We start from the raw sequence: 19,839 nt of genomic DNA on the forward strand, positions 1-19,839 counted from the left end.
AATCAGGCTCCTTGAGCATTGGGCGAGGTCTCTGCGGCCGGGCTCGGAGGTTCGGAGACCGACCCCCCGGACGGCACATCAGCGGCGGGCTCCCCGCCCTTGTCGCCGCGCAGGGCATTGCGCAGCAGCTCATGCCACCGCGGACGCTTGCGTGGCGGGACATGATCCACACCGCCGGGCGACCACGGATTGCACCGCAGGATGCGCCAGGCGGTCAGCGCTGTTCCCTTGATGGCACCGTGCCTGTCGATCGACGTATATCCATAGTGGGAACACGACGGGTAATAGCGGCAGACAGGCCCGAGCAGTGGACTGATCGTCCACTGGTACAGCTTGATGAGAGCAAGCAGCGGGTACTTCATCGCGCGCCCCCTCCCAGCAGCCGCTGCAGCGCGGCATCCAGGTCTCGGGCCAGCTGTGCATGGTCGGCGTCGCCCGAACCGGGCAGCGCCCGTACGACAACAAGGCTACCGGGGGGCAGCTGAGCCAGCCGGTCGCGGACCAGGTGGCGAAGCTTCCGCTTCACCGCTGTGCGGACGACCGCTCCGCCCACGGCCTTGCTGACAACGAAACCCGCACGTGGTGGGGGAACAGTCTCCCCCGTCACGTGCGGGTCCGTTTCACCGCTGCGTAGATGGACGACGAGCAGCGGACGCCCGGCTCGACGTCCTCGTCGTACCGCGGTCGCGAAGTCCTCGCGCCGCCTCAGCCGATTCTCGGTAGGCAGCACGGCATGGACCTGTAAGCGATCAGGCGGACAGGCTGCTGCGGCCCTTGCCACGGCGGTTCGCGAGAATCGCGCGGCCGGCACGGGTACGCATGCGCAGACGGAAGCCGTGGGTCTTGGCGCGACGACGGTTGTTCGGCTGGAAGGTGCGCTTGCTCACTCGGGGGCTCCAGAAATGATTCGTGTCTTGGCGGGACATCGCCTGGCTGTCACCGTGCGCCCACGAGGAACTCGCGTAAACGCCTTAGTGCACCGCTTCACAATCACAGATCGTGATCTTTGCCCATCGGAGGCAGGCGGCAGCAGCCATCGACAACTCGACCTGGTCACGGTACGCGCGGCTACGCCATCCGGTCAAACCGGCTTCGCGCGACCCCCCATTGTGCACAGCCTGTGGACAACAACTTGAACCGCGCGGGTCGGCCTGACTACCGTGGCTGAACTCCGGTTCTTTTCCTTCCCGACTGCCGGGCCTCACCCGACCCGACCCATCCCGTCCCGAGAACCACACATTCGTGGGACATGCGAGAGAGCGTGCCTTGTGGCTGACGTACCTGCCGATCTTGCCGCAGTGTGGCCGCGAGTGCTGGAACAACTCCTCGGGGAGGGCCAGCAGGGCATCGAGCCGAAGGACAAGCAGTGGATCGAGCGCTGCCAGCCGCTGGCACTCGTCGCCGACACCGCACTGCTGGCCGTCCCCAATGAATGGGGCAAGCACGTCCTGGAGGGCCGGCTCGCGCCGCTCCTCAGCGAGGCGCTGACCCGCGAGTGCGGCCGCCCCATCCGGATCGCGATCACCGTCGACGACTCCGCGGGTGAACCCCCCGCCCCGTCGGCGCCCCCGATGCACCAGTCGCACGCCCCTCACCAGGGCCAGCGCTACCCGGGCCAGCCGCGCGACGACTCCCATCACAACGACGCGTACGACGGCGGGTACGGCCACCGGCCCTCCGACGACGGTATGCCGACGGCCCGCCCGGCCTACCCCGACTACCAGCAGCAGCGCCCCGAGCCCGGCGCCTGGCCGCGCACCCAGGAGGACCTCTCCTGGCAGCAGCCGCGGCACGGCGGGTATCAGGACCGCGAGCAGCCCGCGGCCGAGTCCTACCGCGAAGCCGATGCGTACCAGGAGAACGCGGGGTACCAGGAGAACCAGCCGTACCGCGAGAGCGAGCAGTACCGCGACCAGCCCGCCGAGCAGTGGCGCGAGCCCTACGGCACCGGGCGCCCCCAGCAGCCGCAGCACGACTACCGCTCACAGCCGCCCGAGCACCAGGGCTACGAGCAGCAGCGCCCCGACCGGCAGGACCAGCAGCACCGCCAGGGCGGCCCGGGGCCCGGGCCCGGGCGGGCCGGTGGCTCGGTCCCCGGCCCGATGGGCGCTCAGCCGGCCCCCGCGCCGGGCCCCGGCGAACCGCATGCCCGGCTGAACCCGAAGTACCTCTTCGACACCTTCGTCATCGGGGCCTCCAACCGGTTCGCGCATGCCGCGGCCGTCGCCGTCGCCGAGGCGCCCGCGAAGGCGTACAACCCCCTGTTCATCTACGGGGAGTCGGGGCTCGGCAAGACCCACCTGCTGCACGCCATCGGGCACTACGCGCGGAGCCTCTACCCGGGCACCCGGGTGCGGTACGTGAGCTCGGAGGAGTTCACCAACGAGTTCATCAACTCGATCCGCGACGGGAAGGGCGACACCTTCCGCAAGCGCTACCGCGACGTGGACATCCTGCTGGTCGACGACATCCAGTTCCTCGCGAGCAAGGAGTCGACGCAGGAGGAGTTCTTCCACACCTTCAATACGCTGCACAACGCGAACAAGCAGATCGTGCTCTCCTCCGACCGGCCGCCCAAGCAGCTGGTGACGTTGGAGGACCGGTTGCGCAACCGCTTCGAGTGGGGTCTGACCACCGACGTCCAGCCCCCCGAGCTGGAGACCCGGATCGCGATCCTCCGTAAGAAGGCTGTGCAGGAGCAGCTCAACGCCCCGCCGGAGGTCCTGGAGTTCATCGCCTCGCGGATCTCGCGCAACATCCGTGAGCTGGAGGGCGCCCTGATCCGGGTGACGGCCTTCGCCTCCCTCAACCGGCAGCCGGTGGACCTCGGGCTGACCGAGATCGTGCTCAAGGACCTGATCCCGGGCGGCGAGGAGTCGGCGCCGGAGATCACCGCACCGGCCATCATGGCGGCGACCGCGGACTACTTCGGCCTCACGGTCGACGACCTCTGCGGGTCCTCGCGCAGCCGGGTCCTGGTGACGGCACGCCAGATCGCCATGTATCTGTGCCGGGAGCTGACGGACCTCTCGCTGCCGAAGATCGGTGCGCAGTTCGGCGGCCGCGACCACACGACGGTGATGCACGCGGACCGGAAGATCCGGGCGCTGATGGCGGAGCGACGCTCCATCTACAACCAGGTCACCGAGCTCACCAACCGCATCAAGAACGGCTGACTCCGGCCTCTCAGGGCCCTACCAGGCCCTCCCAGGGGCTTTCAGCGCGCTCGAAGGGCGCCTCGCAACGACTCCCACGGTCCACGCGAGGCGCCCTTCGCCGTTCCCGGGAGTCCACGCAAGACCGGCTCTGTTCGAATCCGGGCTGCTCAGAGGCCTTTCTCCACAGATGTGCCAGGAATCTTCCGTCCACAGCCTGGGGACCAGGAAGTTGTCCATATTGCGTCCACAGGGTGCGCTGCCGATACTCCATCAGGCCAGGTCACATGGTTGGGGATTTGTGGCCAACCGTGATCCACAGGCTGTGGACAGAATCTTCGTCCACAGAAGGCCCTCAAGGTTGTCCACCGGCGGCCCACAGGATGGCTGCTGTTGTCCCCAGCTTCGCCCGGCTTCTCCACACCTCTGTCCACTGTTCGGCAACGCAACACCCGCTCTCACCTCCCGGAGTGAAAGGCGTCACACCAAGGAGCTCGGTTGGGCTGTGGGGAACCTGGGTAAAGCTGGGGACAGGTCTGGGGAGAAGTGGCCCCCTCCTGTGCATCGGGTGTGCAGAACTTTCGCCCGTCCACAGAAAGCCCCGGTTGTCCACGGGTGCCACCCACAGGGCCGGTGGACAAAAAACCGTTGCTGACCTGCGCAAACGACGTTATCCACGGTATCCACAAGGCCTACTACTACTACCACCCAGAGTTAGCCAGGAATCCGCTTCGAAGTGGGGCCTGTGTACAACTCGACCGTCGACCGCCTCGAAGCTCTTGGCCCGACTTGACCCCGAGCAGCAACGACTGTCGGTGCCGTACGTCAGACTGGACCCCGGAGCCTCCCCAGCCCTCGGCAGGGAGCTCCGGTCCAGACGACGAAGGCCAGCAGGGCGAGCGAGCAACAGCAGGAGGCGGTTCCGGTGAAGATCCGGGTGGAGCGCGATGTACTCGCGGAGGCGGTGGCCTGGGTGGCCCGCAGCCTCCCGGCCCGTCCGCCGGCGCCCGTTCTCGCGGGCCTTCTGCTGAAGGCCGAGGACGGAGCACTCTCCTTCTCCAGCTTCGACTACGAGGTCTCCGCCAAGGTCTCCGTGGACGCCGAGATCGACGAGGACGGCACGGTGCTCGTCTCCGGCCGACTGCTCGCCGACATCTGCCGCGCCCTCCCCAACCGCCCGGTGGAGATCTCCACCGACGGTGTGCGGGCCACGGTGGTCTGCGGCTCCTCGCGCTTCACGCTCCACACACTGCCTGTGGAGGAGTACCCGGCGCTGCCCCAGATGCCGACCGCCACGGGCACGGTCCCCGGTGAGGTCTTCGCCTCGGCCGCCGCCCAGGTCGCCATCGCCGCGGGCCGCGACGACACGCTGCCGGTGCTGACCGGTGTGCGCATCGAGATCGAGGGCGACACCGTCACCCTCGCCTCGACCGACCGCTACCGCTTCGCGGTCCGTGAGTTCCTCTGGAAGCCGGAGAACCCGGACGCCTCGGCCGTGGCCCTGGTGCCCGCCAAGACGCTCCTGGACACCGCCAAGGCGCTCACCAGCGGCGACACGGTCACCCTGGCGCTCTCCGGCTCCGGTGCCGGCGAGGGCCTGATCGGCTTTGAGGGCGCAGGCCGCCGCACGACGACCCGGCTGCTTGAGGGCGACCTGCCGAAGTACCGCACGCTCTTCCCGACCGAGTTCAACTCCGTCGCTGTGATCGAGACGGCTCCCTTCGTCGAGGCCGTCAAGCGTGTGGCCCTGGTCGCCGAGCGCAACACTCCCGTACGGCTCAGCTTCGAGCAGGGCGTCCTGATCCTGGAGGCCGGTTCCAGCGACGACGCACAGGCTGTGGAGAGGGTCGACGCGGTGCTGGAGGGTGACGACATCTCGATCGCCTTCAACCCGACGTTCCTGCTGGACGGTCTGAGCGCGATCGACTCGCCGGTCGCCCAGCTCTCGTTCACCACGTCCACCAAGCCCGCCCTGCTCAGCGGCCGCCCGGCGGTCGACGCCGAGGCGGACGACGCGTACAAGTACCTGATCATGCCGGTGCGCCTCTCCGGCTGACGCCTCCACGGCGGTTTCGGTGGGCCCGTTCGGCGCGGAGCGGGCCCACCATGCTGTCCCCGGCCGGGCGTAGGCTCGGTCCTGGGCGGAGAACGCCCGACGCTATCGCCACGACGCTTAAGGAATCTCTGATGGAGCTCGGTCTCGTCGGCCTCGGCAAGATGGGCGGCAACATGCGCGAGCGCATCCGCCGCGCAGGCCACACCGTCATCGGTTACGACCGCAACCCGGATGTCGCCGATGTCCACAGTCTCGAAGAGCTTGTGGGCAAGCTGAAGGGCCCGCGGGTCGTGTGGGTGATGGTTCCGGCCGGTGCCGCGACCCAGTCCACGATCGACGAGCTGGCCGAGCTGCTCTCGCCCGGCGACGTCGTCGTCGACGGCGGGAACTCGCGTTGGACCGACGACGAGAAGCACGCGGTCGAGCTGGGCATCAAGGGCATCGGCTTCGTCGACTGCGGTGTCTCCGGCGGCGTCTGGGGCCTGGAGAACGGCTACGCCCTGATGTACGGCGGCGACGCCGAGAACGTCGCGAAGGTCCAGCCGGTCTTCGACGCGCTCAAGCCCGAGGGCGACTTCGGCTCGGTCCACGCGGGCAAGGTCGGCGCGGGCCACTTCGCGAAGATGGTCCACAACGGCATCGAGTACGCCATGATGCAGGCCTACGCCGAGGGCTGGGAGCTGCTGGAGAAGGTCGACTCCGTCACCGACGTGCGCGAGGTCTTCCGGTCCTGGCAGGAGGGCACGGTCATCCGTTCCTGGCTGCTCGACCTCGCGGTCAACGCGCTCGACGACGACGAGCACCTGGACAAGCTCCGGGGCTTCGCCGCCGACTCGGGAGAGGGGCGCTGGACCGTGGAGGCCGCGATCGACAACGCGGTGCCGCTGCCCGCGATCACGGCCTCGCTGTTCGCGCGGTTCGCCTCGCGCCAGGACGACTCGCCGCAGATGAAGATGATCGCCGCGCTGCGCAACCAGTTCGGCGGCCACGCGGTCGAGTCCAAGCCCGAGAACTGATCGGAACGCCGGCCGCGCGTCGGCGTCGTACCACTGGGAAGCACGTCGGGAGAGGTCGGCCACCATGCACGTCACGCACCTCTCGCTGGCCGACTTCCGCTCGTACGCCCGGGTCGAGGTCCCTCTCGACCCGGGCGTCACCGCGTTCGTGGGCGCCAACGGGCAGGGCAAGACCAATCTCGTCGAGGCCGTCGGCTATCTGGCGACCCTCGGCAGCCACCGGGTCTCCTCGGACGCCCCGCTGGTACGCATGGGCGCCGAGCGGGCTGTGATCCGAGCGGCGGTGACCCAGGGCGAGCGCTCGCAGCTGATCGAGCTGGAGCTGAACCCGGGCCGCGCCAACCGGGCCCGTATCAACAGGTCCTCGCAGGTCAGACCGCGTGACGTGCTCGGGATCGTCCGCACGGTGCTGTTCGCGCCGGAGGATCTGGCCCTGGTCAAGGGCGACCCCGGGGAGCGGCGGCGGTTCCTGGACGAGCTGATCACCGCGCGCTCGCCCCGGATGGCCGGGGTCCGCTCCGACTACGAGCGGGTCCTCAAGCAGCGCAACACGCTGCTGAAGTCCGCCGCGATGGCCCGTCGGCACGGCGGCCGGTCCATGGACCTGTCCACGCTCGACGTCTGGGACCAGCACCTGGGCCGGGTCGGCGCCGAGCTGCTGGCGCAGCGCCTGGACCTGATCGCCACGCTCCAGCCCCTGGCCGACAAGGCCTACGGTGACGTCGCGCCGGGCGGTGGCCCCGTAGCGCTGGAGTACCGCAGTTCGGTGGGCGAGGACGTCGGGCCCGAGTGCGGCCGCGACGAGCTGTACGAGCAGCTGATCGCCGCGCTCGCCGGGGTGCGGAAGCAGGAGATCGAGCGCGGGGTGACGCTGGTCGGCCCGCACCGCGACGACCTGGTGCTCGGCCTGCGCTCCATGCCCGCGAAGGGCTATGCGAGCCATGGTGAGTCCTGGAGCTACGCGCTGGCGCTGCGCCTTGCCTCGTACGAGCTGCTGCGCGCCGAGGGCAATGAGCCGGTGCTGGTGCTGGACGACGTGTTCGCCGAGCTGGATGCCCGCCGCCGGGAGCGGCTGGCGGAGCTGGTGGCTCCGGGTGAGCAGGTGCTGGTGACGGCGGCGGTGGCCGAGGACGTGCCGGGTGTGCTGGCCGGGGCGCGGTACGCGGTGTCCGCGGGTGAGGTGGAGCGGGTATGACGGGTGCTCGAAGCTGGGCGGAGCCCCCGGGCCCCGGCGGCGGCCGGGCCCGTACGGACGGGGCCGCCGGAGGTACGGGCCCGGACGCGGCGGCCTCCGGGGGGCCGAAGCCGCCGGAGGTGGCCGGGGTCGATCTGGCCCGGGTCGCGTTGCGTGCGGCGAAGGAGCAGGCGAAGGCGCGGGGTGCGGCGGCGCAGCAGAAGAAGCAGGCCCGGCGGGGCGGCGGGCTGCGGTCGGGGGCCCGGTCGGACGGGCGGGATCCGCAGCCGCTGGGGTCCGCGATCAACCGGCTGATCACCGAGCGGGGCTGGGAGACGCCCGCGGCGGTGGGCGGGGTGATGGGGCGGTGGCCGCAGATCGTCGGTGACGATCTGGCGAAGCACTGCGTTCCCTTGCGGTACGACGAGGCGCCGGAGGCCCGGGTGCTGACCGTGAGCTGTGACTCGACGGCGTGGGCGACGCAGTTGCGGCTGCTGGCTCCGCAGCTGGTGGCCCGGCTGAACGCGGATCTGGGGCAGGGCACCGTACGGATGATCAAGGTGGTGGGGCCCGGGGGGCCGGAGCGCCGGTTCGGGCCGCTGCGGGCGCCAGGCAGCAAGGGGCCCGGCGATACCTACGGGTGATCCGGTCCCCGTGCTCCGGGTCGGGTCATCATTCGGCGGCTCGGCAAGCCTGAGCTGCACTTTTGGCGTAAAATTGTCGTGTACCGGGCGAGCTGGGGGCTGAGATCGCCATGGTTCGTACGGGGGGAAATCGGACAGGGCGGCCCGAGCGTCCCTCACCGTAGCGAGAGGTTGACAGGCCGAAGCGCTCCAAGCCCGTCAGAGCCTCTTGGAGCCCCTTCCCGGATATGGGGAGTCGTCAGCCGCTCATTCAGGGCGGCACATGCGGACTCAGGTACCGGCAAACCCCCATTCATGTCAGCGCTACCGGTAGACTGGTGGGTAATCCCGCCGCTGAGGCGGGAGTCGTCGATACAAGCCGAACGACGCAGCCGCTCCCGCCTGTCCGGAGAACGGCCTGTGCTGTGCCAGAAAGGGCGCTTCGTGGCCGATTCCGGCAACCCCAACGAGAACATTCCGTCGACAGCCGGTGAGTCGGCCGAGGCGATTGCCGTCGCGTACGACGCCAGCGCGATCACCGTGCTGGAAGGGCTGGACGCGGTCCGCAAGCGACCTGGTATGTACATCGGCTCGACCGGTGAGCGCGGCCTGCACCACCTGGTGCAGGAGGTCGTCGACAACTCGGTCGACGAGGCGATGGCGGGCCACGCGGACACCATCGACGTCACGATCCTCCCCGACGGCGGGGTGCGCGTGATCGACAACGGCCGCGGTATCCCGGTCGACATCGTGCCGTCCGAAGGGAAGCCGGCCGTCGAGGTCGTGCTGACCGTGCTGCACGCGGGCGGCAAGTTCGGCGGCGGCGGCTACGCCGTCTCCGGCGGTCTGCACGGCGTCGGCGTCTCCGTCGTCAACGCCCTGTCCACCCGGGTCTCCGTCGAGGTCAAGCGTGACGGCTACCGCTGGACGCAGGACTACAAGCTCGGCGTTCCGACCGCCCCGCTGGCCAAGCACGAGGCCACCGACGAGTCCGGTACGACGGTCACCTTCTGGGCCGACGGGGACATCTTCGAGACCACCGAGTACAGCTTCGAGACCCTCTCGCGCCGCTTCCAGGAGATGGCGTTCCTCAACAAGGGCCTCACCCTCAAGCTGACCGACGAGCGGGAGTCGGCGAAGGCGACGGCGGGCGCGGACAGCGCGGAGGCCGTCGAGGTTCCCGAGGAGGAGACGACCCGTTCGGTCACGTACCACTACGAGAACGGCATCGTCGACTTCGTCAAGTACCTCAACTCCCGCAAGGGCGACGTCATCCACCAGTCGGTGATCGACATCGAGGCCGAGGACAAGGACCGTCTCCTCTCGGCCGAGATCGCCATGCAGTGGAACACGCAGTACACCGAGGGGGTCTACTCCTTCGCCAACGCGATCCACACGCATGAGGGCGGTACGCACGAGGAGGGCTTCCGTGCGGCGCTGACCTCCCTGGTCAACCGGTACGCGCGCGAGAAGAAGCTGCTGCGCGAGAAGGACGACAACCTCACCGGCGAGGACGTGCGCGAGGGTCTCACCGCGATCATCTCGGTGAAGCTGGGCGAGCCGCAGTTCGAGGGCCAGACGAAGACCAAGCTGGGCAACACGGAGGCCAAGACCTTCGTGCAGAAGGTCGTCCACGAGCAGCTGACGGACTGGTTCGACCGGAACCCGAACGAGGCCGCCGACATCATCCGCAAGGGCATCGCCGCCTCGACCGCCCGGGTGGCGGCCCGCAAGGCCCGCGACCTGACGCGGCGCAAGGGGCTCCTGGAGAGCGCCTCGCTGCCCGGCAAGCTGAGCGACTGCCAGTCGAACGACCCCACCAAGTGCGAGATCTTCATCGTCGAGGGTGACTCCGCCGGCGGCTCGGCGAAGTCCGGCCGCAACCCGATGTACCAGGCGATCCTGCCCATCCGAGGCAAGATCCTGAACGTCGAGAAGGCCCGGATCGACAAGATCCTCCAGAACACCGAGGTCCAGGCGCTGATCTCGGCGTTCGGCACCGGGGTCCACGAGGACTTCGACATCGAGAAGCTCCGCTATCACAAGATCATTCTGATGGCGGACGCCGACGTCGACGGCCAGCACATCAACACCCTGCTGCTGACCTTCCTCTTCCGCTTCATGCGGCCGCTGGTGGAGGCCGGGCACGTCTACCTCTCGCGTCCGCCGCTCTACAAGATCAAGTGGGGCCGGGACGACTTCGAGTACGCGTACTCGGACCGCGAGCGCGACGCCCTGGTCGAGCTCGGCAAGCAGAACGGCAAGCGGATCAAGGAAGACTCGATCCAGCGCTTCAAGGGCCTCGGTGAGATGAACGCCGAAGAGCTGCGCGTCACGACCATGGACGTCGACCACCGGGTCCTCGGCCAGGTCACGCTGGACGACGCGGCGCAGGCCGACGACCTGTTCTCGGTGCTCATGGGTGAGGACGTCGAGGCGCGGCGCTCGTTCATCCAGCGCAATGCCAAGGACGTCCGCTTCCTCGACATCTGAGTCGGCCGTACCAGCGACGCCGCAGCTCGAAAGGACTTTGACCAGCAATGGCCGACGAGAACACCCCCGCCCCCGTGACGCCCGAAGAGGTTCCGCCCGTCGAGGGCGTGGGCATGCGTGTCGAGCCCGTCGGGCTTGAGACGGAGATGCAGCGCTCCTACCTCGACTACGCGATGTCCGTCATCGTCTCGCGTGCGCTGCCCGACGTGCGGGACGGCCTCAAGCCCGTCCACCGCCGGGTGCTGTACGCGATGTACGACGGCGGCTACCGCCCCGAGAAGGGGTTCTACAAGTGCGCCCGCGTCGTCGGTGACGTCATGGGTACGTACCACCCGCACGGCGACTCCTCCATCTACGACGCCCTGGTGCGCCTGGCGCAGCCGTGGTCGCTGCGGATGCCGCTGGTGGACTCCAACGGCAACTTCGGTTCCCCGGGCAACGACCCGGCCGCCGCCATGCGGTACACCGAGTGCAAGATGATGCCGCTGTCCATGGAGATGGTCCGGGACATCGACGAGGAGACCGTCGACTTCCAGGACAACTACGACGGCCGCAACCAGGAGCCGACGGTCCTGCCGGCGCGCTTCCCGAACCTGCTGGTCAACGGCTCCGCGGGGATCGCGGTCGGCATGGCGACCAACATCCCGCCGCACAACCTGCGCGAGGTCGCCGCCGGTGCCCAGTGGTATCTGGAGCACCCCGAGGCCTCGCACGAGGAGCTGCTGGACGCGCTGATCGAGCGCATCAAGGGCCCCGACTTCCCCACCGGCGCGCTGGTCGTGGGCCGCAAGGGCATCGAGGAGGCGTACCGCACCGGGCGCGGCTCCATCACGATGCGCGCGGTCGTCGCGGTCGAGGAGATCCAGGGCCGTCAGTGCCTGGTCGTCACGGAGCTGCCGTTCCAGACCAACCCCGACAACCTCGCGCAGAAGATCGCCGACCTGGTCAAGGACGGCAAGGTCGGCGGGATCGCGGACGTCCGCGACGAGACCTCCTCCCGTACGGGTCAGCGCCTGGTCGTGGTCCTCAAGCGGGACGCGGTCGCCAAGGTCGTCCTGAACAACCTGTACAAGCACACCGACCTCCAGACGAACTTCGGCGCCAACATGCTGGCGCTCGTCGACGGGGTGCCGCGCACGCTGTCGATCGACGCGTTCATCCGCCACTGGGTGACGCACCAGATCGAGGTCATCGTCCGGCGGACTAAGTTCCGGCTGCGCAAGGCCGAGGAGCGGGCGCACATCCTGCGCGGCCTCCTCAAGGCGCTGGACGCCATCGACGAGGTCATCGCCCTCATCCGGCGCAGCAACACGGTGGAGATCGCGCGCGAGGGCCTGATGGGCCTGCTGGAGATCGACGAGCTCCAGGCGAACGCGATCCTGGAGATGCAGCTGCGCCGACTGGCCGCGCTGGAGCACCAGAAGATCACCGCCGAGCACGACGAGCTCCAGGCGAAGATCAACGAGTACAACGAGATCCTCGCTTCGCCCGCCAAGCAGCGCGCGATCGTGAGCGAGGAACTGGCGGCGATCGTCGAGAAGTTCGGCGACGACCGGCGCTCCAAGCTGGTGCCCTTCGACGGTGACATGTCCATCGAGGACCTGATCGCCGAGGAGGACATCGTCGTCACGATCTCCCGCAGCGGCTATGTGAAGCGCACGAAGACGGACGACTACCGCTCGCAGAAGCGCGGCGGCAAGGGCGTGCGCGGGACGAAGCTCAAGGAAGACGACATCGTCGACCACTTCTTCGTCTCCACGACGCACCACTGGCTGCTCTTCTTCACCAACAAGGGCCGGGTCTACCGGGCCAAGGCCTACGAGCTCCCGGACGCCGGCCGGGACGCGCGCGGCCAGCACGTCGCCAACCTGCTGGCCTTCCAGCCGGACGAGAAGATCGCCCAGATCCTGGCGATCCGCGACTACGAGGCCGCGCCGTACCTGATCCTGGCCACGAAGGGCGGCCTGGTGAAGAAGACCGCGCTCAAGGACTACGACTCGCCCCGCTCCGGCGGTGTCATCGCGATCAACCTGCGCGAGACCCCGGACGGCAGCGACGACGAGCTGATCGGCGCCGAGCTGGTGTCGGCCGAGGACGACCTGCTGCTCATCAGCAGGAAGGCCCAGTCGATCCGGTTCACCGCGACGGACGACGCGCTGCGCCCGATGGGCCGTGCGACCTCGGGCGTCAAGGGGATGAGTTTCCGCGAGGGCGACGAGCTTCTCTCGATGAATGTCGTCCGGCCCGGTACGTTCGTGTTCACCGCCACCGACGGCGGGTACGCGAAGCGGACCCCCGTCGACGAGTACCGCGTCCAGGGCCGCGGCGGCCTCGGCATCAAGGCTGCCAAGATCGTGGAGGACCGGGGCTCGCTCGTCGGTGCGCTGGTGGTCGAGGAGACCGACGAGATCCTCGCCATCACGCTCGGCGGTGGTGTGATTCGTACGCGAGTCAATGAAGTCAGGGAGACGGGCCGTGACACCATGGGCGTCCAACTGATCAATCTGGGCAAGCGCGACGCCGTCGTCGGTATCGCGCGCAACGCCGAGGCCGGTCGTGAGGCGGAAGAGGTCGATGGGGCCGATGACGCCGAGGGCGAGACGGCCGAGGTCCACGCCGCGAGCGTGGCAGAGGGCACTGTCGAGGGCACGGAGCCTTCGACCGGGGAGCACGAGGAGTAGAGCGTGAGTGGAGCCACGGGCGCCGGTTCGGCCGCTTCCGGAGCTGGAGCGAACGGTGCCCGTGGCCCTGCCACGGACTCCCAAGGGGGCACTGTGACGGACACACGAGGGCCTCAGCCCCAGTACGAGGGTTACGCGACCGGGCCGCTGCCCGGCGAGCGTGAGCCCGCGCCGGGGCCGTCGGGGCCGTACCACCCGCCGCAGGCGTACCAGTCGCCCGACGGTGGCACCCAGGGCGGCGGCACGCTGGGCGGCGCGCAGGCGACGCGCAAGCCGCGCACGGGCGCGCGGACCACTCCGCGTACCCGCAAGGCCCGTCTGCGGGTGGCCAAGGCCGACCCGTGGTCGGTGATGAAGGTCAGCTTCCTGCTGTCGATCGCGCTGGGCATCTGCACGGTGGTGGCGGCGGCGATCCTGTGGATGGTCATGGACGCGATGGGCGTCTTCTCCACCGTGGGCGGCACGATCAGCGAGGCCACCGGCTCGAACGAGAGCAACGGCTTCGACCTCCAGTCGTTCCTGTCGCTGCCGCGGGTGCTCATCTTCACCTCGGTCATCGCCGTGATCGACGTGGTGCTGGCCACCGCGCTGGCGACGCTGGGCGCCTTCATCTACAACCTGTCGGCGGGCTTCGTGGGCGGCGTCGAGCTCACGCTGGCCGAGGACGAGTAGCGCGCCGGGTATCGATTTTGGGACTGGCCCCGACGTGCGCTAATCTTCAGAAGTCAGCGCAACAGCGCGGCGGGGCTATAGCTCAGTTGGTTAGAGCGCATCCCTGATAAGGATGAGGCCACAGGTTCAAATCCTGTTAGCCCCACAGTGGCATAACGCCAGGTCAGAAGGCCGGTAGATCCCCAGGATCTACCGGCCTTCTACATTTGATGATCTTGAGAGTCCGCTACTGGTCCGTAACTTCCTGTTGGGCAGGTCTGTATCCGTCTGGCCGGTTCGCGGCTACTCTGCGGCCAGAAGACAGCAGGCCCCCGCTGGGTTCCGCGGCGGGGGCCTGCTGCTGTCCGGCCGGGGCCTCCCGATCCTGGCCGAACGTCCTGCGGCGGCGTCAGCCGCTCAGGCAGTTCCATACAGGGAATCCCGGCGCCCCCGATGGATCGGGGGGTGTCGTACGTAGAGTGCCTGGTGGGGAGCGCCCAATCATTGACTCCGTCTGACGCCCAACCCCAGACAGACCCGGCCCGGATGCTCGGGAGCATCCGGGCCGGAGAACGCGCCCCCTGCCGGTGGTTTCGGCAGGGGGCGCGTCGTGTCCGGGCACGTCGCGGGGCTGGTTTCACCCTGCCGTATGCCAACTGGAAGGTGGTTCTGGGCGGCTACGCCTCGGGCTCGGCGGGGATCACGAACCCCCGCACCGGTCGGGGCTCCTGCGGGTCACGCGAGTCCGGCTCTTGCCCGGCCCTCCAAGCGGCCACCATGTCCGCGTGCCGCGGGTCGATCCACTCCTGCGCCATGAGGCACCTCCTGCCCAGCAGGCTAGCGTCAGCCCTTGGGCTTTGGGACGATCACGATCGTGCAGTCCGGGGCGTGCTGGCACTGCGCCGCGACGGACACCAGGGTTCCGTCGGACGGAGGTCCCCACAGCTCCGGGTCCGCTTCGTAGCCGAGTGACGTGATCGTCTCGCGGGTCCGGTCAATGATCGGCGGGTCGTAGTTCGTCGGGTCGTATCCGGGGAAGTGGTGCACGAAGCTGCCCAGCCTGCCGCACAGCTCGGCGTACATGGCGGTGTGCAGGACCAGGGCATGCCACCCCTCGTCGACGATCCGGGATGGGGCCAGGCCCGTGGTGGGGTTCGTGGCACAGGCGGCCACGAACTTCAGGGCCTCCTCGACGATCCGGCTGGCCATCTCCTCGGACATGTCCGGGTTGGCGTCCATGACGGTGCTGCGGCAGCTGGTGAACTGGCTACCGAGGATGAGCCGTCGGGCGATGACGGGTAACTGGCCTACGCTCATGCTGATCTCCTTCTGTTGGTTGGGGGTCGCCCGCCCGGCCGCGGTCCTTCCAGGGAATGCGTGGCCGGTCGGGAGCTCAGGTGTGGCAGGAGCAGCCGCAGCGCAGTCGCTCGACGGTCCGGCCGCCGGTAGTCAGGTCGATGTTCCCGGCGCACAGCTTGTGTCCTTCCGGCCAGCCGGCGGCGGCCCGGCATTCCGGTGACGTGTACGCGGTTCGTGGCCGGTCTGCGGCCCGCTCGTCGACGGCTGTCACTTGGTGACTTGCGCGCACGAGGGGCACTCGCAGGCGGGGAACTGGTGCGAGGCCTCGGGGCGTTCGAGGGGGACGACCTCCGCTTCCTCGCGCACAACCCTGGTGAGCCCGTCGCGGTTCACCTCGTACACCTTGATCGTCATCACGGGTATGCCCCCCGTTGCAGTCGGTGAGATACGCCAGACCGTAGGGACCGCCTGTGCACGCACACCACTCCTGTGCAGAACAGTTCATCGGGATCGACCCCGAGACCGGAGACCACGAGAGTTCCACCGTGTGGGTCGACCGAGAGAAGAGGGAACTCGTCTTCCAGGGATGGAAGCCGGGCCCCGAGCTCGAAGCCGAGTGCGCCGCCCTCGAACTCCCCGGGCACGCCATAGGGATCCCCGACACCGAAGCCGTCATCCGCATCCCCGCCAGGATGGTGGACACGATCAGGAAGGCGTGCGATGCCGTCGAACGTGCCGACCACGTTCACTGACCTGCTGGCCCGGTGCGAGCGGTCCGCAGTCCACCTCGAAATGCGGGACACCTACGCCGTCGACTACGAGAAGGGCCCCTTCGCAGAGTGGCGTGCCGGCTTCCGCCACGACCCGGTAGACCGGGCCTCGTGGTGGCGGCCCTGGCTCGACCTCGTCGCCGAGACCGTGGGCCGCGGCGTCGTCATGCGCCGCGCCCGCATCGTGTCCGAGCCTGTCAGCGAGTACATCCGCTACGAGCACTCCGGCACCTTCACGAACGTTGCTGCAGGCGAGCAAGTGCGGTGGCTGCCCCGTCGCCGGGCCTCCTCGATCGCCCTGCCCGGCAACGACTTCTGGCTCTTCGACGACCACCTCGTCCAGTGGAACCACTTCGCCGGGGACGGCTCGTCACAAGGCCCGGAGATCACCAGCGATCCATCAGTGGTGAAGCTGTGCAGCGAGGCGTTCGAAGCCGTGTGGGAGCGGGGCGTACCGCACGACCAGTACCAGATCCGCTGACGACCGCACCCGGGCAGGCCAGCACATGACCACATCCCCCTCCTCCTCGGCCCAGGCCGCGCGAGAGGTCGTCGCGGGACGACTGCGCGACCTCCGCAAGGGAGCCGGGCTCACGGTCACCGAGCTGGCCGCCGGGTGCGGCTGGCACCACGCCAAGACCTCCCGCATCGAGAACGCCCGCACCGCCCCCTCCGCAGGCGACATCCGCCGCTGGTGCCGGGCCGTCGACGCGGAAGCCCTGACCGAGGACCTCATCGCCCAGTCGCTGCATGCTGAGTCGATGTACACCGAGTGGCGCCACCAGGTCCGCCACGGGCTCAAGCAGCTGCAGGACAGCGCCGTGAGCTTCTTCCGGCAGACCGAGCTGTTCCGCGTCTACTCCTCCTCGCTCGTCCCCGGCCTTCTCCAGACCGAGGGGTACGCGGCGGCCGTTCTCGGGATGAGCGCGCGCTTCCGCGACCTGCCCGTCGACGACAGCGCCGAAGCCGCCCGCGCCCGGGTCAACCGCTCCCGCGTCATCCACGAGCGGGGCCACCGCTTCGTTCTCCTCATCGAGGAGGCCGTACTCCACTACCGGATCGGCGATGCCGACGCGATGGCTGCCCAGCTCGGCCATCTCCTCACCGCTGGGGCTCTGCCCGCTGTGTCCCTCGGCATCATCCCGGCGACGGCGCACCGCGAGCAGTGGCCGCGCGAGACATTCCACGTCTACGACAACTCGCTCGTATCCGTCGAGCTCGTCTCGGCCCGGGTCCGCATCACCCAGCCCAGCGAGATCGCCCTGTACGCGAAGGCGTTCGAGGAGCTGCGGCAGACCGCCGTGTACGGCGCGCCGGCGCGCGCCCTGATCGTGAAGGCTATCGACGCCCTCGGCTGACCTCAGGGCATGACGAAAGGCCCCTCACCACCCAGCGGGCGCCACGCAAGCAAGGGCCGGCCGAAGGCAGTACCTCCCGCTCGGGAGACGCTGCCTTCGGCCGGCCCTTCCCGCTATTCGCAGGAGTCTGACCGCATCCACACCGCCGACCGCCGCCGTGAGAAGGCGTCGATCCGGACCATCGCGGCCGAGCTGGGCCGCAGCCCCTCGACCATCAGCCGGGAGATCCGCCGCAACGGCGTGCTCTACGAGGCCAGCGGCGTCTGGGCCTACCGGTCGCACGCCGCTCAGGCCCGCGCGAACGCCCGCAAGCCGCGCCCGAAGACCGGGAAGGTCGGGCAGAACCCCAAGCTGCGCGACTTCATCCAGAACCACCTCCAGAACCCCCTCGAACGCCGCTTGAGCCCCGAACGGATCTGCCAAGTCCTGCGCGCCCGCTTCCCGGACCGGCCGGAGATGCACGTGACCCACGAGACGATCTACCAGGCCCTCTACGTCCAGGGCCGTGGTGAGCTGCGCCGGGAACTGGCCAAGGCCCTGCGGACCGGCCGGACGCTACGGTGGCCTCACCGGCAAGCCGTCCGGTGGCGGCCCCGGATGTCCAAGGACATGGTGATGATCAGCGAGCGCCCCGTCGAGGTCGCCGACCGGGCGATCCCTGGGCGTTGGGAAGGCGACTTGACCATCGGCAGGGGCAGGGGCAGGGGTCCGCGACCGGGACGCTTGTCGAGCGCTCCAGCCGCTTCGTCGCCCTGGTCCACCTGTGTTGCCACGACCAGTGGAATGCGCCGAGACGGTGGGGGGCCTTTCGCGTGGGCGAGGTCAGCGCTGGTCGGGGGGCTGGAGCTGGATCAGGTAGCCGGGTTCCGGGTCGAAGAGCTTCAGCCATCTGGCGGCCGCGAACCAGAGAGTGGTGGGTTCGTCGGCGGCGGGGATCTGGAAGACGGCGTTCACCGGGCCCTTGCTCGCCGGGTTGAGACCGAACGACGGCCGGGGCTCCCCCTGGTCGTACCAGTATTCTTCGTAGGCACTCGTGAGCTGGGCGTCGCTCCGGGTCTGGCTGTACGCGGTGTCGTCCACGTTGAGGGTGACTGTGTCGTCGGCGGTCCATCTGGCCTCGCCCTTGCCCACGTTGAGCACCTCCATGCGGACCACGCAGAACTGCTTCCCGTCCTCGGGCGTCGGGGGTGCTGTCGGTGCGCTCGGGGAGTCGTGCGCCAGGACCTTCGGGTCCAGCGGTTCGCCGCAGGTGACGTCCTCGACGGTGATCTCGAACTCGTCGGGCCGTGCCTCGTTGGTGGAGTCGATGGTCAGCTTGAACGGCTCGCCGATGCTGGACGTGCCGAGGATCTCCGCGCCCGGCGGGGCGCCGACGTCCGGGCTGCTGGTCGCCGCCGCCGGTACGGCGCTGCCGGGGCTCGATCCCGTACCGATGGAGGCCGCCCCGCAGGCCGGGAGCGCGAGGAGCGCGAGGGCGGCGCCGAGGGCCGCGAAGGTACTGCCACGAGAGCTCATCGAACGGTCCTTTCGGCGGTGCGCCGGACCTCTCCATGGTCGTCCGGTCCGCCGGGGACCGCTCGTCGGCGGACCGGAGGCGTACGAAAGGGGCCCCGGGGTACGCGAGAAGGCCCCCGGCCGGTGTGAAACCGGACCAGGGGCCCTGGACAGTGCGGTGGCGGCCGGGATCAGGGGGGTGGCACCGGGGAGTCGCCTTCCGGGGCTGTGCGGTGGGAGTCGGCCGGGCCGGTCGTACGGGCGGTGTCCGCGGCGTCGGGCGACAGGTGGCGGGTGGCCGGGGAGGAGCCGTGGGCCTCGGCCCGGATGCGCTGCTTCATCGTGGGCGGCAGGGCCCGGTCACGCGGAAGGGTCCATCGCACCGAGGGTGCGAGTGGAGTTGCCGCGGTGGCACCCGTGTGCTCGTGGGTCGTGGCGCTCGGCTGCGCGGCGGCGTTCGTGGCGTTCGTGGCGTTCGCGGTGCTTGCCGCGGCGGTGGCGAGGCCCAGCGACGCCAGGAGGGCGAAGAAGGCGGTGACGAAGGCGGTCCAGATGTTCTTGGGCTGGAAGGTGCTCATGGCCCCTCGCTTTCGGACGGTCCGGTTGCTGACTTCTCCGATCATGTGGATCCGGGCCGCGTTTTCGGGGAGCGACGCCCGCACTGCGCCGATCTTCGGATTAACACCACTCGTATGGTGCAACCGGGTTGGACAGGTCCTCGTGCGCGGTCTGAAAGGGGTCCGGGAGGTCGTCCGGGACGCCTGGAGCGGGCTGCTTTTGGGTTCCGGGGAGGTCACCGATCGGTATCGGCCGGTGTGTATAGTCGGCGGCAGAAGGCCCCTATTCCAAGGAAAGACGAGGTCGCGCGGTGAAGAAGCTTCTCCTGGTCGCACTGGCCGCCATCGGCGGGCTCCTCGTGTACCGCCAGATCCAGGCGGATCGCGCCGAGCAGGATCTGTGGACGGAGGCGACCGACTCCGTGCCCGCAGGTTCGGGTGTGTGAGACGGCACAGTCTGTTACGGGCCCCGGTCGCTGAAGCGGCCGGGGCTTCGTGCTGTCCGGGGCCGG

Annotated in this window: 21 protein-coding genes, 1 tRNA gene and 1 pseudogene; 14 read left to right on the plus strand and 9 right to left on the minus strand. The window is 69.1% G+C overall.

Features of this window, described 5'->3' with window-relative positions; genetic code table 11:
• Positions 1-2: 2 nt before the first annotated feature.
• From yidD to rpmH, 3 genes are read right to left on the minus strand one after another with little or no spacing between them, the layout of a single operon-like run.
• Positions 3-362, minus strand: coding sequence for a membrane protein insertion efficiency factor YidD (gene yidD / locus CIB93_RS25160; RefSeq protein WP_096630058.1), 360 nt, complete (start codon positions 360-362; stop codon positions 3-5).
• A complete protein-coding gene (gene rnpA, locus CIB93_RS25165; protein WP_096630060.1) occupies positions 359-730 on the minus strand; it encodes a ribonuclease P protein component in 372 nt (123 codons plus the stop codon). Before rnpA ends, yidD begins: the two co-directional genes overlap by 4 nt.
• Before the next feature lie 19 nt (positions 731-749).
• A complete protein-coding gene (gene rpmH, locus CIB93_RS25170; RefSeq protein ID WP_003967884.1) occupies positions 750-887 on the minus strand; it encodes a 50S ribosomal protein L34 in 138 nt (45 codons plus the stop codon).
• Positions 888-1,268: 381 nt separating this feature from the next.
• On the opposite strand from rpmH, the gene dnaA reads away from it, so the two are divergent.
• The 9 genes from dnaA to CIB93_RS25220 all read left to right on the plus strand — a co-directional run bounded on the left by dnaA (position 1,269) and on the right by CIB93_RS25220 (position 14,015).
• Positions 1,269-3,176, plus strand: a complete 1,908-nt coding sequence (gene dnaA, locus CIB93_RS25175) for a chromosomal replication initiator protein DnaA (RefSeq protein ID WP_096630062.1) — start codon at positions 1,269-1,271, stop codon at positions 3,174-3,176.
• A 904-nt stretch (positions 3,177-4,080) separates the two neighbouring features.
• Positions 4,081-5,211: a DNA polymerase III subunit beta gene (dnaN, locus tag CIB93_RS25185; protein WP_096630065.1), complete on the plus strand. Its 1,131-nt coding sequence runs from the start codon at positions 4,081-4,083 to the stop codon at positions 5,209-5,211.
• A gap of 131 nt (positions 5,212-5,342) precedes the next feature.
• Positions 5,343-6,227, plus strand: a complete 885-nt coding sequence (gene gnd / locus CIB93_RS25190; RefSeq protein ID WP_096630066.1) for a phosphogluconate dehydrogenase (NAD(+)-dependent, decarboxylating) — start codon at positions 5,343-5,345, stop codon at positions 6,225-6,227.
• Between the two features lie 64 nt (positions 6,228-6,291).
• Positions 6,292-7,422: a DNA replication/repair protein RecF gene (gene recF / locus CIB93_RS25195; RefSeq protein WP_096630068.1), complete on the plus strand. Its 1,131-nt coding sequence runs from the start codon at positions 6,292-6,294 to the stop codon at positions 7,420-7,422.
• Positions 7,423-7,541: 119 nt separating this feature from the next.
• Entirely contained in the window at positions 7,542-8,045 is a 504-nt protein-coding gene (locus CIB93_RS25200) for a DUF721 domain-containing protein (protein ID WP_096630104.1), read from the plus strand.
• Between the two features lie 399 nt (positions 8,046-8,444).
• A complete protein-coding gene (gyrB, locus tag CIB93_RS25205) occupies positions 8,445-10,517 on the plus strand; it encodes a DNA topoisomerase (ATP-hydrolyzing) subunit B (protein ID WP_096630069.1) in 2,073 nt (690 codons plus the stop codon).
• 47 nt (positions 10,518-10,564) lie between these two features.
• Positions 10,565-13,198 (plus strand): DNA gyrase subunit A, encoded by a 2,634-nt coding sequence (gene gyrA, locus CIB93_RS25210; RefSeq protein WP_096630071.1) that lies wholly within the window; start codon positions 10,565-10,567, stop codon positions 13,196-13,198.
• A gap of 93 nt (positions 13,199-13,291) precedes the next feature.
• Positions 13,292-13,870 carry a DUF3566 domain-containing protein gene (locus CIB93_RS25215; protein WP_096630072.1) on the plus strand — a complete coding sequence of 193 codons (579 nt, stop codon included), beginning with the start codon at positions 13,292-13,294 and terminating at the stop codon, positions 13,868-13,870.
• A 71-nt stretch (positions 13,871-13,941) separates the two neighbouring features.
• A tRNA-Ile gene (locus tag CIB93_RS25220) sits at positions 13,942-14,015 on the plus strand.
• A 511-nt stretch (positions 14,016-14,526) separates the two neighbouring features.
• Here CIB93_RS25220 and CIB93_RS38080 read toward each other — a convergent pair.
• From CIB93_RS38080 to CIB93_RS38090, 4 genes are all read right to left on the minus strand, one after another.
• The gene (locus CIB93_RS38080) at positions 14,527-14,664 is read right to left on the minus strand and encodes a hypothetical protein (RefSeq protein ID WP_179500238.1); all 138 of its coding nucleotides are present in this window, start codon (positions 14,662-14,664) and stop codon (positions 14,527-14,529) included.
• Between the two features lie 28 nt (positions 14,665-14,692).
• Positions 14,693-15,166 (minus strand): hypothetical protein, encoded by a 474-nt coding sequence (locus CIB93_RS25225; RefSeq protein WP_096630074.1) that lies wholly within the window; start codon positions 15,164-15,166, stop codon positions 14,693-14,695.
• 76 nt (positions 15,167-15,242) lie between these two features.
• Positions 15,243-15,419, minus strand: coding sequence for a hypothetical protein (locus CIB93_RS38085; protein WP_179500239.1), 177 nt, complete (start codon positions 15,417-15,419; stop codon positions 15,243-15,245).
• Entirely contained in the window at positions 15,416-15,562 is a 147-nt protein-coding gene (locus tag CIB93_RS38090; RefSeq protein ID WP_179500240.1) for a hypothetical protein, read from the minus strand. Before CIB93_RS38090 ends, CIB93_RS38085 begins: the two co-directional genes overlap by 4 nt.
• Positions 15,563-15,618: 56 nt before the next feature.
• Here CIB93_RS38090 and CIB93_RS25235 point away from each other — a divergent pair, with 56 nt between their 5' ends.
• The 4 genes and pseudogenes from CIB93_RS25235 to CIB93_RS25250 all read left to right on the plus strand — a co-directional run.
• The gene (locus CIB93_RS25235; protein WP_096630077.1) at positions 15,619-15,900 is read left to right on the plus strand and encodes a hypothetical protein; all 282 of its coding nucleotides are present in this window, start codon (positions 15,619-15,621) and stop codon (positions 15,898-15,900) included.
• On the plus strand, positions 15,869-16,399 hold the full coding sequence (locus CIB93_RS25240; protein WP_096630079.1) for a DUF6879 family protein: 531 nt from the start codon (positions 15,869-15,871) through the stop codon (positions 16,397-16,399). The genes CIB93_RS25235 and CIB93_RS25240 overlap by 32 nt, the downstream gene beginning before the upstream one ends.
• 25 nt (positions 16,400-16,424) lie before the next feature.
• Positions 16,425-17,276: a helix-turn-helix transcriptional regulator gene (locus CIB93_RS25245; RefSeq protein WP_096630080.1), complete on the plus strand. Its 852-nt coding sequence runs from the start codon at positions 16,425-16,427 to the stop codon at positions 17,274-17,276.
• 33 nt (positions 17,277-17,309) lie between these two features.
• Positions 17,310-18,040, plus strand: a pseudogene (locus tag CIB93_RS25250) (IS30 family transposase); the annotation flags it as partial.
• A 58-nt stretch (positions 18,041-18,098) separates the two neighbouring features.
• On the opposite strand, the gene CIB93_RS25255 reads toward CIB93_RS25250, so the two are convergent.
• Both CIB93_RS25255 and CIB93_RS25260 read right to left on the minus strand, forming a co-directional pair.
• The gene (locus tag CIB93_RS25255) at positions 18,099-18,791 is read right to left on the minus strand and encodes a hypothetical protein (protein ID WP_096630082.1); all 693 of its coding nucleotides are present in this window, start codon (positions 18,789-18,791) and stop codon (positions 18,099-18,101) included.
• 170 nt (positions 18,792-18,961) lie between these two features.
• Positions 18,962-19,348, minus strand: coding sequence for a DUF6344 domain-containing protein (locus tag CIB93_RS25260; protein ID WP_096630083.1), 387 nt, complete (start codon positions 19,346-19,348; stop codon positions 18,962-18,964).
• Positions 19,349-19,638: 290 nt separating this feature from the next.
• Here CIB93_RS25260 and CIB93_RS38465 point away from each other — a divergent pair, with 290 nt between their 5' ends.
• The gene (locus CIB93_RS38465; protein ID WP_003958712.1) at positions 19,639-19,773 is read left to right on the plus strand and encodes a DLW-39 family protein; all 135 of its coding nucleotides are present in this window, start codon (positions 19,639-19,641) and stop codon (positions 19,771-19,773) included.
• Positions 19,774-19,839 lie beyond the last annotated feature (66 nt).

The organism is Streptomyces sp. WZ.A104 (assembly GCF_002382885.1).
In the GTDB taxonomy this organism is placed as follows: Bacteria; Actinomycetota; Actinomycetes; order Streptomycetales; family Streptomycetaceae; genus Streptomyces.

Bases quoted from the DNA above. Each gene is read 5' to 3' on its own strand.
- yidD (WP_096630058.1), bottom strand. From the start codon at position 362: ATGAAGTACCCGCTGCTTGCTCTCATCAAGCTGTACCAGTGGACGATC.
- gnd (WP_096630066.1), top strand. From the start codon at position 5,343: ATGGAGCTCGGTCTCGTCGGCCTCGGCAAGATGGGCGGCAACATGCGC.
- recF (WP_096630068.1), top strand. From the start codon at position 6,292: ATGCACGTCACGCACCTCTCGCTGGCCGACTTCCGCTCGTACGCCCGG.
- gyrA (WP_096630071.1), top strand. From the start codon at position 10,565: ATGGCCGACGAGAACACCCCCGCCCCCGTGACGCCCGAAGAGGTTCCG.
- CIB93_RS38080 (WP_179500238.1), bottom strand. From the start codon at position 14,664: ATGGCGCAGGAGTGGATCGACCCGCGGCACGCGGACATGGTGGCCGCT.
- CIB93_RS25225 (WP_096630074.1), bottom strand. From the start codon at position 15,166: ATGAGCGTAGGCCAGTTACCCGTCATCGCCCGACGGCTCATCCTCGGT.
- CIB93_RS38090 (WP_179500240.1), bottom strand. From the start codon at position 15,562: ATGACGATCAAGGTGTACGAGGTGAACCGCGACGGGCTCACCAGGGTT.
- CIB93_RS25240 (WP_096630079.1), top strand. From the start codon at position 15,869: ATGCCGTCGAACGTGCCGACCACGTTCACTGACCTGCTGGCCCGGTGC.
- CIB93_RS25245 (WP_096630080.1), top strand. From the start codon at position 16,425: ATGACCACATCCCCCTCCTCCTCGGCCCAGGCCGCGCGAGAGGTCGTC.
- CIB93_RS25255 (WP_096630082.1), bottom strand. From the start codon at position 18,791: ATGAGCTCTCGTGGCAGTACCTTCGCGGCCCTCGGCGCCGCCCTCGCG.
- CIB93_RS25260 (WP_096630083.1), bottom strand. From the start codon at position 19,348: ATGAGCACCTTCCAGCCCAAGAACATCTGGACCGCCTTCGTCACCGCC.